This is a genomic window from Maribacter sp., from assembly GCF_039968975.1.
In the GTDB taxonomy this organism is placed as follows: domain Bacteria; phylum Bacteroidota; class Bacteroidia; order Flavobacteriales; family Flavobacteriaceae; genus Maribacter.
In genome coordinates this window covers 1-12,957 of record NZ_JBDVOT010000221.1, presented here as the reverse complement: position 1 = coordinate 12,957, position 12,957 = coordinate 1, and the positions used below count along the sequence as shown (strand labels likewise).

Annotated in this window: 15 protein-coding genes; 5 read left to right on the top strand and 10 right to left on the bottom strand. The window is 35.2% G+C overall.

Translation table 11 applies throughout. The features are described from left to right. Position 1: 1 nt before the first annotated feature. From rpmA to ABJI11_RS14815, 3 genes are all read right to left on the bottom strand, one after another. The gene (rpmA, locus tag ABJI11_RS14825; protein ID WP_276493468.1) at positions 2–262 is read right to left on the bottom strand and encodes a 50S ribosomal protein L27; all 261 of its coding nucleotides are present in this window, start codon (positions 260–262) and stop codon (positions 2–4) included. Positions 263–303: 41 nt separating this feature from the next. After that, positions 304–972 (bottom strand): 50S ribosomal protein L21, encoded by a 669-nt coding sequence (gene rplU / locus ABJI11_RS14820; RefSeq protein WP_348353817.1) that lies wholly within the window; start codon positions 970–972, stop codon positions 304–306. Positions 973–1,068: 96 nt separating this feature from the next. Further along, entirely contained in the window at positions 1,069–1,524 is a 456-nt protein-coding gene (locus ABJI11_RS14815) for a DUF4199 domain-containing protein (protein ID WP_348353814.1), read from the bottom strand. A gap of 182 nt (positions 1,525–1,706) precedes the next feature. Between ABJI11_RS14815 and ABJI11_RS14810 the strand changes: the two genes are divergently transcribed. Both ABJI11_RS14810 and ABJI11_RS14805 read left to right on the top strand, forming a co-directional pair. Continuing rightward, on the top strand, positions 1,707–3,029 hold the full coding sequence (locus ABJI11_RS14810; protein ID WP_348353811.1) for a pitrilysin family protein: 1,323 nt from the start codon (positions 1,707–1,709) through the stop codon (positions 3,027–3,029). A gap of 8 nt (positions 3,030–3,037) precedes the next feature. Beyond that, positions 3,038–5,110 (top strand): pitrilysin family protein, encoded by a 2,073-nt coding sequence (locus ABJI11_RS14805; RefSeq protein ID WP_348353808.1) that lies wholly within the window; start codon positions 3,038–3,040, stop codon positions 5,108–5,110. A gap of 71 nt (positions 5,111–5,181) precedes the next feature. Here ABJI11_RS14805 and ABJI11_RS14800 read toward each other — a convergent pair whose 3' ends face one another. Then, positions 5,182–5,925 (bottom strand): head GIN domain-containing protein, encoded by a 744-nt coding sequence (locus ABJI11_RS14800; RefSeq protein ID WP_348353805.1) that lies wholly within the window; start codon positions 5,923–5,925, stop codon positions 5,182–5,184. Positions 5,926–6,007: 82 nt separating this feature from the next. Next, positions 6,008–6,883: an EamA family transporter gene (locus ABJI11_RS14795; RefSeq protein ID WP_348353802.1), complete on the bottom strand. Its 876-nt coding sequence runs from the start codon at positions 6,881–6,883 to the stop codon at positions 6,008–6,010. Positions 6,884–7,040: 157 nt separating this feature from the next. Between ABJI11_RS14795 and ABJI11_RS14790 the strand changes: the two genes are divergently transcribed. Further along, complete coding sequence (locus ABJI11_RS14790) at positions 7,041–7,394, top strand: heavy metal-associated domain-containing protein (protein WP_348353799.1); 354 nt, start codon at positions 7,041–7,043, stop codon at positions 7,392–7,394. A 1-nt stretch (position 7,395) separates the two neighbouring features. Next, positions 7,396–7,818: a hypothetical protein gene (locus ABJI11_RS14785; protein WP_348353796.1), complete on the top strand. Its 423-nt coding sequence runs from the start codon at positions 7,396–7,398 to the stop codon at positions 7,816–7,818. A gap of 3 nt (positions 7,819–7,821) precedes the next feature. Here the strand turns inward: ABJI11_RS14785 and ABJI11_RS14780 are convergent, their stop codons facing one another. From ABJI11_RS14780 to mutY, 5 genes are read right to left on the bottom strand one after another with little or no spacing between them, the layout of a single operon-like run. After that, a complete protein-coding gene (locus tag ABJI11_RS14780) occupies positions 7,822–8,769 on the bottom strand; it encodes a pyridoxal-phosphate dependent enzyme (RefSeq protein ID WP_348353863.1) in 948 nt (315 codons plus the stop codon). A 9-nt stretch (positions 8,770–8,778) separates the two neighbouring features. Beyond that, on the bottom strand, positions 8,779–9,339 hold the full coding sequence (gene gldD / locus ABJI11_RS14775; protein ID WP_348353793.1) for a gliding motility lipoprotein GldD: 561 nt from the start codon (positions 9,337–9,339) through the stop codon (positions 8,779–8,781). Then, positions 9,329–10,630 carry a gliding motility-associated protein GldE gene (locus ABJI11_RS14770; protein WP_348353860.1) on the bottom strand — a complete coding sequence of 434 codons (1,302 nt, stop codon included), beginning with the start codon at positions 10,628–10,630 and terminating at the stop codon, positions 9,329–9,331. The genes gldD and ABJI11_RS14770 overlap by 11 nt, the downstream gene beginning before the upstream one ends. 47 nt (positions 10,631–10,677) lie before the next feature. After that, complete coding sequence (ssb, locus tag ABJI11_RS14765) at positions 10,678–11,148, bottom strand: single-stranded DNA-binding protein (RefSeq protein WP_348353790.1); 471 nt, start codon at positions 11,146–11,148, stop codon at positions 10,678–10,680. Positions 11,149–11,175: 27 nt separating this feature from the next. Next, a complete protein-coding gene (mutY, locus tag ABJI11_RS14760) occupies positions 11,176–12,225 on the bottom strand; it encodes an A/G-specific adenine glycosylase (RefSeq protein ID WP_348353857.1) in 1,050 nt (349 codons plus the stop codon). 127 nt (positions 12,226–12,352) lie between these two features. On the opposite strand from mutY, the gene ABJI11_RS14755 reads away from it, so the two are divergent. After that, complete coding sequence (locus tag ABJI11_RS14755) at positions 12,353–12,643, top strand: HU family DNA-binding protein (protein WP_027065813.1); 291 nt, start codon at positions 12,353–12,355, stop codon at positions 12,641–12,643. The last annotated feature ends 314 nt before the right edge of the window (positions 12,644–12,957 follow it).

Genomic DNA, 12,957 nt, shown 5'->3' with positions numbered 1-12,957 from the left:
CTTATGCTTCAAAAGGCTCTATGGAAACAAATGATTTTCCACCAGCTTTTTTGGTAAACTTTACTAAACCATCTACACGTGCGTGTAATGTATGGTCTTTTCCTGCGTAAACATTTTCACCAGGATTGTGTCTTGTTCCACGCTGTCTAACGATAATGTTACCAGCGATAGCAGCTTGACCACCATAAATCTTAACTCCTAATCGTTTCGATTCTGATTCTCTACCGTTTTTCGAACTACCTACACCTTTCTTATGTGCCATTGTCTGAGGTTTTAAATATTATTATACTTTAATGGTACAGCTTATTTAGCTACACCACCGTCTAATTCGTCTTGCCATTTTTGTAACTCGTCCCATTTACCGTCAGCAGCTAATTGCGCTTGCTTTGGCCATGTGTCAGTTACGTGATTTCCACGTACGTCTGCTATAATTTCAGAAATTTTAGCTGCGTCTGTTTTTGCTAATTCAGCAAAAGTAGAAATACCTGCACCATTTAAGGTTTCAGCGATTTTTGGACCGATACCCTCAATTTTTTTCAAATCATCACCTTTAGCGCTAGCTTTCTTTGCTTTTGCTTTTGGTGCTGCTACAGGAGCTGCTTTTTCTTCAACTTTTTTAGCCTTTGGTTCAGCTTTCTTAGTTTCAGTTTTCTTTGCTCCTTTAGAAATAATAGATTCAATTACAATCTCTGTAAGAGATTGACGATGTCCATTTTTCTTTCTGTAACCTTTACGTCTTTTCTTGTGAAAAACGATTACTTTGTCACCTCTTAGGTGTTTAACGACTTTAGCCTCTACTGCGGCTCCGTCTATAGCCGGGGCGCCGATAGTAACGTTCGATCCATCAGCTAAAAGAAGAACATTGTCAAAAGTAACTTTCTTACCTTCTTCTGCTTGTAAACGGTGAACGTACACTTTCTGGTCTTTTGCAACTTTAAATTGCTGCCCTGCCATCTCTACAATTGCGTACATATTGTTAAATGTAATGATTAAACCTGATGGATTTTTTCCATAGGCGGGTGCAAATATAGATCTTAATCGTGAATTTACAAGCCTTTTTTACGATTTTTAAACACGTTGCACCAATGTAGTGTTCGAAGTCTTAAATAGTTGCATAAATGCAAGGGTCAAAACAATGCTACTGGTAAAACCCATAGTTGCTACGACCAAAAAAACAATGGCTTCAAAACTTCTATATGTGTTTGCCCATCTTGTAGATAATTCTTCTAAAAAACCTGGCTGCAACTCAGTAGAATAAAACGCAAAAAAGATGGTGAAAATTAACGTTGCTATACCACCGGTTATCAAACCTGCCATAAAACCACCTGCATAACTAAATTCACTACCCTTTTTTAACTTATAATACTTGATCGCTTCAAAAATGGCAAAACCTGTGATTACAGCATTGAATAAACTATAAAAAACATTCACATGTAGACCAAGTAACGATAGTATTAGAAAATAAGCAATTAAAGAACCACTGGCGGCAACACCAAATCTAAGAGGTAAGGTATAATTTTTCATAACGAATATATTTTTGTTTAGACTTTTAATATAATCAATAAACAAAACATAATAAAATTATAAATGTTAAAGAATTCATATATTGAAGATTGTTCTTACAAAATTGTTGATGAGTGTAACATTTTAATCTAAATACACACTAACAAGAAAGAACAAGTAAACACTAACCTAAAACAATTTAAATGAAAATGAAATTACTACTGGTTTCGGCACTATCCGTTTTTGGATTTGCCGGACTTGCACAAGAGGTTGCCTACGAAGAGTACAACCTTGAAAACGATTTACACGTTATTTTACATCAAGATAACACTGCCCCTATTATTTCCATCTCCGTATTCTACCACGTAGGTTCTAAAGACGAAGACCCACAAAGAACAGGTTTTGCACACTTTTTTGAACACCTGCTTTTTGAGGGTACAGAAAATATTGAAAAGGGAGAATGGGATAAGATAGTATCTGCAAACGGCGGATCAGGTAATGCCACTACCAATGAAGATAGAACTTACTACTATGAAGTTTTTCCTTCTAACAATTTAGAATTAGGTCTTTGGCTAGAATCTGAAAGAATGCTTCACCCCGTTATCAACCAAAAAGGTGTTGACACGCAAAATGAAGTAGTCAAAGAAGAAAAAAGACTTCGCGTTGATAATTCTCCTTATGGCAAATTCATAGAAAACATTAAAAAGAATCTATTTAAAAGCCATCCTTATAAAGAAACTGTTATTGGAAAAATGGCAGACTTAGATGCCGCTACTCTAGATGAATTCAAAGCTTTCCAGAAAAAATTCTACTCTCCCAACAATGCCGTTTTGGTTATTGCAGGAGATTTTGAAACCGCAAATGCCAAAAAGTTGATTTCAGATTATTTTAAGGATATCCCCAAGGGAGCAGAAATTACAAGAAGCTTTCCAAAAGAAAATCCTATCACCACAGAAATTAATGCAAAGGCTTACGACTCTAACATTCAAATACCGGCTACTATGATTGCTTATAGAACTCCCGGTCTAAAAAATAGAGATAGCCAAGTACTAGAAATGATTTCTACCTATTTATCTGACGGACCATCTTCAAAGCTTTACAAGAAAATGGTAGATGAAGAAAAGCAGGCATTACAAATCGGTGCCATACCGGTAACCTTAGAAGATTACGGTATGTATATTGTTTTTGCACTTCCGGTGGGTGAAACCAGCTTGAGCACACTTAATACTTCTATTGAAACTGAAGTTGAGAAATTGAGAAATGACCTTATTTCTGAAAATGATTATCAAAAACTACAGAACAAGTTTGAAAACCGATTTGTAAACAGTAATTCTAGTATAGAAGGTATTGCAGAATCGCTTGCAGATTATTATGCCCTTTATGGAGATACATCTCTTATCAACAAAGAAATAGAAGTTTACAGATCTATTACAAGAGAAGAAATTAAAGAAGTAGCCAACAAATATTTAAAGCCCAACCAAAGATTGGTTCTAGAATATTTACCTGAACAAAATTCTGCAAACTAAAAATGATTATGAAAAATACATATATATTACTATTAACACTATTCTCCTTTATTGCCGTACAAGCACAGGTAGACCGCACAGTCATGCCCAAACCAGGACCAGCTCCCGAAATTAATTTAGGAGTACCGCAATCATTCAACCTCAACAATGGTTTAAAGGTACTTGTTGTAGAGAATCACAAACTACCTAGAGTTTCTATGCAATTATCTATTGATAACCCGCCAATATTAGAAGGCAACAAAGCTGGTGTAGGAAGTTTAACTGGAAGTCTTTTAGGGCTAGGTTCTAAAAATATCACCAAAGAAGCTTTCAATGAAGAAATAGATTTTTTAGGAGCCAGACTTTATTTTAGCTCTCAAAGTGCATATTCCCAATCGCTTTCTAAATACTTTCCAAGGATGATGGAGCTAATGGCAGATGCCGCTATTTATCCAAATTTTACACAAGAGGAATTTGATAAAGAAAAAGATAAACTTATTACAGGGTTGAAATCTGAAGAGAAAGTAGTTTCATCAATTTCTAGCCGAGTTCAAAGAGCTTTAGCTTACGGTAAAAATCACCCTTATGGCGAATTTACTACCGAAGAGACCGTAAACAATGTAACCCTTAGTGATGTTGAGGAGTTTTACAGAGATTATTTTGTACCGGCAAATGCATACCTAATTGTAATTGGTGATGTCAACCTTGAAGAAGTAAAGTCATTAACCGAGAAACACTTTACTTCTTGGACAAAAGCCGTACCGCCAAGTTTCTCCTATTCTCAACCTAAGAACGTACCCAATACGCAAATTAACTTTGTAGACATGCCAAATGCGGTACAATCTGAAATTACGGTACAGAATATTGTAAACCTAAAAATGAGCGATGACGATTTTATCGCTGCTTTATTGGCGAATCAAATTTTTGGTGGTGGTTCTGATAGTAGATTAAACCTCAACCTTAGAGAAGATAAAGGATATACATATGGCGCATATTCCTCTTTAGGAAATGACAAATACGGTCCTTCTAGATTTGCCGCTTCTGTAGAGGTAAGAAATACGGTAACAGATAGTTCTGTAGTTCAAATATTGAAAGAGCTTGAACAAATTATCACTAAGCCCGTAACAGAAGACGAATTAAAAACTACCAAGGCGATTTATGCCGGCAGTTTCATAATGGCACTAGAAGACCCAGAAACTATTGCTCGATATGCCTTGAATGTCGAAAAAGAAAATCTACCTAAAGACTTTTACAAATCATTTCTTGAGAAGTTAGACAAGGTTAGTAAAGCAGAAGTAGAAGCTGCCGCAAAAAAGTATTTTAATGTAGATAATGCTAGAGTAATTGTCGTTGGCAAAGGCAGTGATATTCTTTCTGGTCTACAAAACATAGACTATAAAGGAAAGAAACTTCCGGTTCTTGCCTATTCTAAAACTGCCGACAGAGTTGAAACTCCTGATTACGATGTTGCCGTACCAACCAATGTATCTGCAAAATCTATACTTGAAAAGTATATAACAGCTATTGGCGGTAAAGACAAACTTGAGAGCGTAAACACCTTGGCCATGATGGCCGCTGCAGAAATGCAAGGAATGAAACTAGACTTAAATGTCAAAAAAACATCTAGCGACCAATTGATGCAAGATGTACAAATGATGGGTAACTCTGTAAGCAAACAAGTTCTAAATGGAGATACCGGTTATATGGTAATGCAAGGTCAGCGTAAAGATCTTGAAGAAAAGGAATTGGATGCCATTAAAAAAGAATCTGCTCCTTTCACTGAACTTCAATTAGTAAACGATGAGTTTGTAACGATAGAAGGTATGGAAATGGTAGGTGATAAAAATGCTTACAAATTAAAAATTGGAGAAAATAAATCTGCTTTCTTTGATGCCGAAACCGGACTTAAACTACAAGAGGTTACCGTAACCGAAATGCAAGGACAACAAATTTCTAGCACTTCTAACTTTGAAGATTACAAAGAAGTTTCAGGCATAATGTTTCCTTTTAAAATAATACAAACTGTAGGGCCTCAATCTTTCGAATTTATAGTTTCTGAAATCAAAGTCAATGACGGTGTATCACCTACCGATTTTGAATAAAAATAATTTAGTTTAAAAATAAAAACCCGCTGATAAGCGGGTTTTTTGTTTTCCAATCTACAGGTTAAGGTTTATCCTATTTTTCTAATAGTTGCTTCGCCAAAAATTAATCCTTTATCCACTTCTGGGCTGCCCATATAATTTACATTGGTTTCTCCGTAACACGTTACCTTTAGCCTATCTTTTACATTAACCCTAAAATTACTCTCGCCATAAGCGGTAATCTTAGTCTCTTCCGCCATCATACCTACCGTGTTCACCTCGCTTTCACCATAAGCTCTAAATACCTGTCTAGCCACAGCACCTTCGCCTATTTCCAAATAACTGCTACCATAGATAGCTACTGTTAACTCATCTATAGAAACCGAATCAAAATACACTTTTGCCTCGCCATACAAAGACATTTTAAAATCATCTGCAGTGAACAGGTTTTTACATTTCACAACCTCTTCTCCTCTTATTGATAAATTTTCTAACTTTCTATAGGTAACGGTTGCAGTTGCCATTGTGCCATTATAAAGCGCTTTACTACCACGCCATTGATCAGTTGAAATTCGCTCAGATTTAGTCACCACTTTAGCCCCATCTAAATACAAACGCAAAGTTCTGCCTTCTACTTCTACATTTATTTTATCTAAAGAAATTTTTGCATTTTCAATGACCACACTTTCTTCTTCACCTTCCACTAAATTCACTGCTATGTGTGGACTAATTATTAATTTGTCGAAAGATTTTACATTGTAAGATTTTTCTTGTGCCTGAACTCCACCAACTGTCAATATCACCACCAGTAGTGTTACTATTCTTTTTTTCATGATTTCCTTTTTTTTGATTAGTTCTATACAAAGACAAACTAAAAATCATTTTGTTACAGTAGAAACAACTATTTCCGCTCAACTATTGTCTTTTTCTATTTAACAACCATACCCCAAATAATATAATGAGCCCGCCTAACAACTGAAGAACACTAATATTCTCACCATCTAAAAACCCCCATGATACAGCAACAAGTGGTATCAAATATGTAACGGAGGCCGCAAATACCGGACTAGATAATTTTATCAGTTTATTAAACAGAATATTTGCCAATGCCGTACCTAAAAAAGCCAATGCCATTATATACCATACGGCTTCATGCATAGCACTGTTACCCACAAACTGCTGAAACACTCCGGAATATACCAATATAATTAACGCAGGAAGAAAGGCTACCCCAAAACTAGCCGTAGTTACAGCTAAGGAGGTTAAATGAGACAAATACTTTTTAATGATATTGATATTAAAAGCGTAACCCACAACGGATATAATAACGAACAATGCATACCAATAATTCTGATCTACATTATTTTCCATACCGGCAACGATTAATACCACGGCACCAAATAAACCTATTAAAACACCTAGAACCTGCCTACCTTTTAAAAAAAGTCCAAAAAATGCCAACCCCACCAAAGTAGTTAATAAAGGTGTTACAGAATTTAATATTGAAGTAATTCCGCTACTTATTTCAGTTTGCGCCAAGGCAAAGAAAAATGGTGGAAAAAATGAACTACAAAGTCCGGCAATAGTTATCCATTTCCAATCTTTTTTTGAAAGTGTTTTTAAAGATTTAAAACCCAATATAAATAACAGTACCGATGCAAATACAATTCTTAGCCCGCCTACTTGTAGAGCTGTATACCCTCCTAAAGATTTTTTGATCAGTATAAAAGAAGAACCCCAAATAAGTGATAAAACTAATAGGTAAATCCATTTTTGATTTAAATTCTTCAATGCCGATGATTTTAAAACAAAAGTGAGCTTTTTTCTAATTAAACCAATCTGTTATCCAGATATTTTTCAAATACATTGACTAAAGCATTTTACATATTTGGTATATTTACAGTATGATCAGATATGCTTATAATTTGTATTCATTAAATCTATTCTTATGAAATTTAAAATATTAGTTCTCTTTATAAGTGTTTTCACCTTATCTACCTCCATTTCGTTAGCTCAAGAAAAATCTAACTTTACTACCAAGCTTGAAAATAGGATAACAAATTCAGTAGAAATTGGAATAGACGGCATGGCTTGCCAAGAAGGCTGTGCAGATAAAATTGCCTCTAACCTAAAAGAAAGAGACGGGGTTATTTCTGCCGATATTAGTTTTGACAATAAAAATGGTCTTATTGTTTTTGATCCTACTTTGATTTCTATTGAAGAGGTAAAAACTATTATCACCGGCACAAAAGTAAAAGACTATAAATACACAATAAATTCTATTACCACACAAGACAATTAAAATGAAAAATATACTATACACATTTACCCTAGCTGCTTTTTTAATGCTCACATCATGTAAAGAAACCAAAAAAGCAGAAGAGCCTTCTAAAATGGAAAATGTAATGAGCATTCATGATGAAGTAATGCCAAAAATGGGGACTTTAGGAAAGTTAGTAGGCCAATTAAAACCAATGGCGGATTCATTAGGAGCTGAATCAGTTGAATTCAAAGCGATGAAAGATCTTCAAGAAGCCAATAAATCAATGATGGATTGGATGCAAGGTTTTGGCGACCGCTTTGATGCTGATGAAATCATGAACGGTAAAGAGCTTACCGATGAAAAGAAAAAATGGCTTAATGAAGAAGAAGAGAAAGTTCAACAGGTAAAAGAGAATATAAATTCTAGTATTGAGCGCGCTGAAGAGATTCTTAGCAAACAATAATACCTAAAAAGGTAATTTAGAAAGATCTACATTACCCCCAGAAACAATAATGCCTATTTTTTTATTCTGAAAAACTTCTGGCTGTGCTTTTGATTGTTTCAAAACCGCAGCCACAGTTACAGCACTAGAGGGTTCTATGATTATTTTCATACGCTCCCAAACCAATTTCATAGCAGTTACAATCTCATCTTCGGTAATTCTAACAATACCGCTTACTAGCTCCTGTATTATTGGGAAATTCTTATCTCCCAACATCGTTTTTAATCCGTCCGCAATGGTGTTGGTGGTTTCGTTACTTTCTATTTTACCACTTTGTAATGAGCGGTAGGCATCATCTGCCTCAAAAGGTTCAGCCCCATAAACTTTACAGTTATGACCAAAATATTTTACCGCTAATGCAGATCCGGCAATAAGACCGCCGCCGCCAACAGGGCAAAATATAAAATCTAAATCGGGTTGTTTTTCTAGCAATTCTAATGCTGCCGTACCTTGACCTAAAATAACATCATTATCATTTGAAGGATGCACAAAAGTTGCTCCCGTTTTCTCTCCTATTTCATCTGCTAAAGATTGCCTTGCTTTTACCGTTGGCTCGCACTCGTATATGTTACCACCATACTCCCTTACTCCAACTTTTTTAACTTCAGGTGCTGTATTGGGCATTACAATATGTGCTGTTACTCCAACACTCTGAGCCGCCAACGATAAGGCTTGGGCAAAATTACCGGACGAATGGGTTACCACTCCACTTTTCTTTTGTTCTTCTGACAACTGTAAAATAGCGTTGGTGGCACCACGCATTTTGTAAGCCCCGGCTCTTTGAAAATTCTCGCACTTAAAAAATACCTGAGCATTTACTTCCTTATCAATCAACCTTGATGTTAGTACAGGTGTATTGTGTACAAATGGAGTAATTCGTTTATAACAATCTAAAAAATCTTGTTTTGTCATCATAAATTTTTACTTTTTCCACCTTAGGGTTTCAATAATTCCTCTTATATCATTCTGAAGATATGATGCTGCAGGTAAAATAGAATCATAATTGGGTTTGGTATAAAAATAAACCGAACCTGTTAAAAAATGCTCTGTACTATCGGTTACAAAAAATTGCGATTGTGAGGCTGCGTTACCTTGAACCTCAAATAAAGAACCATATATTTTCTGATCAGGATTCACATACGGTTGCTCTACTATATTATCTGCCTTTGCAGCATGTTCGTAACTAAGTCTTTTAGAATCAGTGATCAACTGAGATAAATTACCGTTAATCTTTTTATAGCTTAAAAAAATAGCTCCCTTCATCTCTGGGTAAGAGATCGTATAGGCTTGATCACCATTTGGCTCTGCATTTGCCAGTTGATTATATTTAAAACTGAAATTCTCTGTTTCTAGATCTGCCAGCTTACCCTGCGGATATTCTAATCGCATTTTTGCTTTCGGCTTAGGCAGCACTTGCTCATCTTTACAGCTGACTATTAAAAAAAACACTACAAAAAACTTAACGAATGACTTACTCTTCATGTGGTAAGGTTACTTTTATTTGTTTCAATCTTTTCTTGTCCATCGCTTCCACTACAAAGGTATAAGACTCAAATATTATTTTTTCTCCACGTCTTGGAAAACTACCGGCTTTTTCCAATACAAAGCCTGCTAGGGTTTCAGATTCTCCTTTATTCTCCTCAAAGAATTCATTATCCTCTAGCTTAATTACCCTATAAAAATCTTTAAGAGGTGTTTTACCTTCAAATACATAATTGAAATCATCTAGTTTAGAAAAGATTAAATCCTCATCATCAAACTCATCACTAATATCACCTACAATTTCTTCAATAATATCCTCTAAAGACACCAGTCCAGAAGTACCACCGTATTCATCAACAACTATAGCCAAGTGATTTTTCTTCTCTTGAAATTCACCTAATAGATCATCTAGTTTTTTATTCTCAGGAACAAAATAAGGCTCTCTTATCAAAGACATCCAATTAAAAGTTTTTCTATCTAGATAAGGCAAAAGATCCTTTACATACAGCACTCCTTTTACGGTATCTATACTCTCGCCAAAAACCGGAATTCTTGAATATCCATTCTTTTTAATCTCCCCAAGCACTTCAGGAAATTTCATCTGCTCATTAAGGGCAAAAATATCTATACGAGGTCGCATTACCTGTTTGGTGTCAGTATTACCAAAAGTTACAATACCCTCTAAAATCTTTTTTTCTTCTTTGGTAGTATCGCCTTGAGAAGTTAAGTCTAATGCTTGCGATAACTGATCCACACTTAAACTTGATTTCTGTTTACCAAGTTTATTGTACAGAAACAACGTACCTGAACGCATTGGTAAACTCAACGGTGAAAAAATAAAATCTAACACTCTTAAAGGATAAGCCATAAAATGGGCAAAGCTCATTCTATTTCTATTGGCATAAACCTTTGGTAAAATTTCACCGAACATTAAAATTAAAAAAGTAGCTACAACGACTTCTAATAGAAACCGCTCAGAAAGTACACCAAACCATATTCTATTGACATTTTCAAAAAGTGTATCACCGATAACACTGAACAATAGAACCACACCAATATTTATAGCATTGTTGGCTATTAGTATAGTGGCCAACAACTTTTTTGGTCGTTCCAGAAGTTTGATTAAAATAGAACTTTTAGCGGTTTTCTCATCTTGCAACTCCTTTATTTCTGTCGTAGATAAGCCGAACATAGCTACTTCAGCACCAGAAATCAGCGCGGAGCAAACAAGTAGTACACATAGTACAACTATATTCATTGCAAAAACACCGTTTACAACCAATGTTGTCATCAATAACGGTAAGGGGTCTGGGTCCAATAGTTGCTATTTAAATATTGTTAGAATGGTAAATCATCATCATCCTCTGAACTTGCAGGTGCAGGGGCAGATGCTTTAGATGGTGCTTTATTTTCAGTAATTGCCGGTTTTTGAGCAGCAGGAGCTGAACCTCCGCTGTTCTGCATACCTTCTTTCTTAGTAGTCAAAAATGTAAATTCTTGAACATGTACCTCAGTAGAATATCTAGTATTACCATCTTCACCTTGCCATTGACGATTTTTCAATCTGCCCTCTACATATACCTTATCTCCTTTGCTTAGATATTTTTCACAAATTTCAGCAGCTTTATTTCTAACCACTACATTATGCCAGTCTGTATTTGTTACACGTTCACCAGTAGATTTATTGGTATACGTCTCATTTGTAGCTATTGGAAACCTACCAATACTACCGCCTCCTTCAAAATAGTGCATTTTAACTTCATCACCTAAATGCCCAATTAACATCACCTTATTTAATGTACCGCTCATAACTTAAAGATATAAAAACCAAAAGTACTAAAATTTAAATGCTTTGATAAAATCTGCGATTAAAACAGGTACTGGAAAATCGGTTATTTTTTCAACCGGAATCATATCTTTAAAATCATCATTTGTATAGACCAACCAAAACTTTGTATGCAAATGTTGGTGCGACAATTTATGAACTATAGAATTTTCATTAAATGACAACACTTCATTAGACTGTATATCATGTAGGGTTTCTTTATACCTTATAGTAATATCATCTATTTCTAATATATCATTTGATTCAAACAAAGGAAACTCCCACAGATTCTGCCAAATACCTTTACCCGTTCTTTGATTTAACCTTGTAAATTGGTCTCCATCCGTATCCTTATATATAGGTATAAGATAATTGAAGTATCGACTGCGCACTTTTGTCTTCTTCAACTTAACCGGCAAGACATCTACCAAGCCTTTTTCCAAGGCCACACAACTATCATTTAAAGGACAAAGCAAACATAAAGGCTTTTTGGGCGAGCACTGTATAGCACCAAACTCCATAATACCTTGGTTATAGTCTCGTATTTCTTTTGGATCCATGACTTTTTGAGCCAACGATTTAAAATATTTAATGCCTTCAGTGCTATTAATAGGTGTATCTATACCGTAATATCTAGCGAGTACTCTGTAGACATTTCCATCTACTACCGCATGCGGTTCGTTAAAACATATAGAGGAAATGGCGCTAGCGGTGTAGTCACCTACCCCTTTTAGTGTTAAAAGTTTCTTATAATTGTCAGGAAATTCACCATTGTACAGTTCTACTACCATTTTAGCAGAAGTATGTAGATTTCTTGCCCTTGAATAATACCCTAGTCCTTGCCAAAGTTTCAAAACTTTCTCTTCTTCTGCATCCGCAAGATCTTTTACAGTAGGGAAATTTTCAATAAACCTCAGGTAATACGGGGTCCCCTGGGCTACTCGTGTCTGCTGAAGTATGATTTCTGATAGCCATATTTTGTATGGATCAGTAGTCTTGCGCCATGGTAAACTGCGCTTATTTGTATGATACCAATCTAATATTTTACCCGAAAATGACATGCTCATAAATACTAAGTCATAAAAGTAGCAGTTTATACACTTAAAATTAACCCATTAGAAAGAAAGATTGAATTTAATTTATATATTTGCAACCCGAAAAAACATACAGAAAATCTAATATTGAAAGATGACGAAAGCGGAAATTGTATCGAAGATCTCAGATAAGCTGGGAATTGAAAAAGGAGATGTACAGGCAACTGTTGAATCTTTTATGGAAGAGGTAAAAACATCATTAGAAAGTGGTGATAATGTTTACCTAAGAGGTTTTGGTAGTTTTATCATTAAAACTAGAGCCGAAAAAACCGGTAGAAACATTTCCAAAAACACAACTATTAAAATACCCGCTCACAACATTCCAGCATTTAAGCCTGCAAAGGTTTTTGTAGAAGGAGTTAAGAGCAACGTACACGTAAAATAATTAACTTAAAAAAAGAACTTTATGCCAAGCGGTAAGAAAAGAAAGAGACATAAGGTAGCTACACACAAGCGCAAGAAGCGTAGAAGAGCTAACCGACACAAGAAAAAGTAGTTTTATAACTACTTTTTCTTTTTAAAATACGTTCATTGACATAGAGATCCAGAGTTTGGATTTCGGCAGATACATTTGTATTTGTCTATGGTATTGTTTAATCAGTTCGTTACCTATTTTTTTTAGGTAAACGACTAAAAATATATTCAGGTGAATAGAGAATTAATCGTAAGATCTAGTTCCCAATCTGTTGACTTTGCCTT

Excerpts from the sequence above, each read along its gene's own strand:
- ABJI11_RS14800 (WP_348353805.1), bottom strand. The coding sequence starts at position 5,925 with ATGAAAAAAAGAATAGTAACACTACTGGTGGTGATATTGACAGTTGGT.
- ABJI11_RS14785 (WP_348353796.1), top strand. The coding sequence starts at position 7,396 with ATGAAAAATATACTATACACATTTACCCTAGCTGCTTTTTTAATGCTC.
- ABJI11_RS14755 (WP_027065813.1), top strand. The coding sequence starts at position 12,353 with ATGACGAAAGCGGAAATTGTATCGAAGATCTCAGATAAGCTGGGAATT.
- ABJI11_RS14815 (WP_348353814.1), bottom strand. The coding sequence starts at position 1,524 with ATGAAAAATTATACCTTACCTCTTAGATTTGGTGTTGCCGCCAGTGGT.
- ABJI11_RS14790 (WP_348353799.1), top strand. The coding sequence starts at position 7,041 with ATGAAATTTAAAATATTAGTTCTCTTTATAAGTGTTTTCACCTTATCT.
- gldD (WP_348353793.1), bottom strand. The coding sequence starts at position 9,339 with ATGAAGAGTAAGTCATTCGTTAAGTTTTTTGTAGTGTTTTTTTTAATA.
- rpmA (WP_276493468.1), bottom strand. The coding sequence starts at position 262 with ATGGCACATAAGAAAGGTGTAGGTAGTTCGAAAAACGGTAGAGAATCA.
- ABJI11_RS14780 (WP_348353863.1), bottom strand. The coding sequence starts at position 8,769 with ATGACAAAACAAGATTTTTTAGATTGTTATAAACGAATTACTCCATTT.
- rplU (WP_348353817.1), bottom strand. The coding sequence starts at position 972 with ATGTACGCAATTGTAGAGATGGCAGGGCAGCAATTTAAAGTTGCAAAA.
- ABJI11_RS14770 (WP_348353860.1), bottom strand. The coding sequence starts at position 10,630 with ATGACAACATTGGTTGTAAACGGTGTTTTTGCAATGAATATAGTTGTA.
- ABJI11_RS14805 (WP_348353808.1), top strand. The coding sequence starts at position 3,038 with ATGAAAAATACATATATATTACTATTAACACTATTCTCCTTTATTGCC.
- ABJI11_RS14810 (WP_348353811.1), top strand. The coding sequence starts at position 1,707 with ATGAAAATGAAATTACTACTGGTTTCGGCACTATCCGTTTTTGGATTT.
- ssb (WP_348353790.1), bottom strand. The coding sequence starts at position 11,148 with ATGAGCGGTACATTAAATAAGGTGATGTTAATTGGGCATTTAGGTGAT.
- mutY (WP_348353857.1), bottom strand. The coding sequence starts at position 12,225 with ATGTCATTTTCGGGTAAAATATTAGATTGGTATCATACAAATAAGCGC.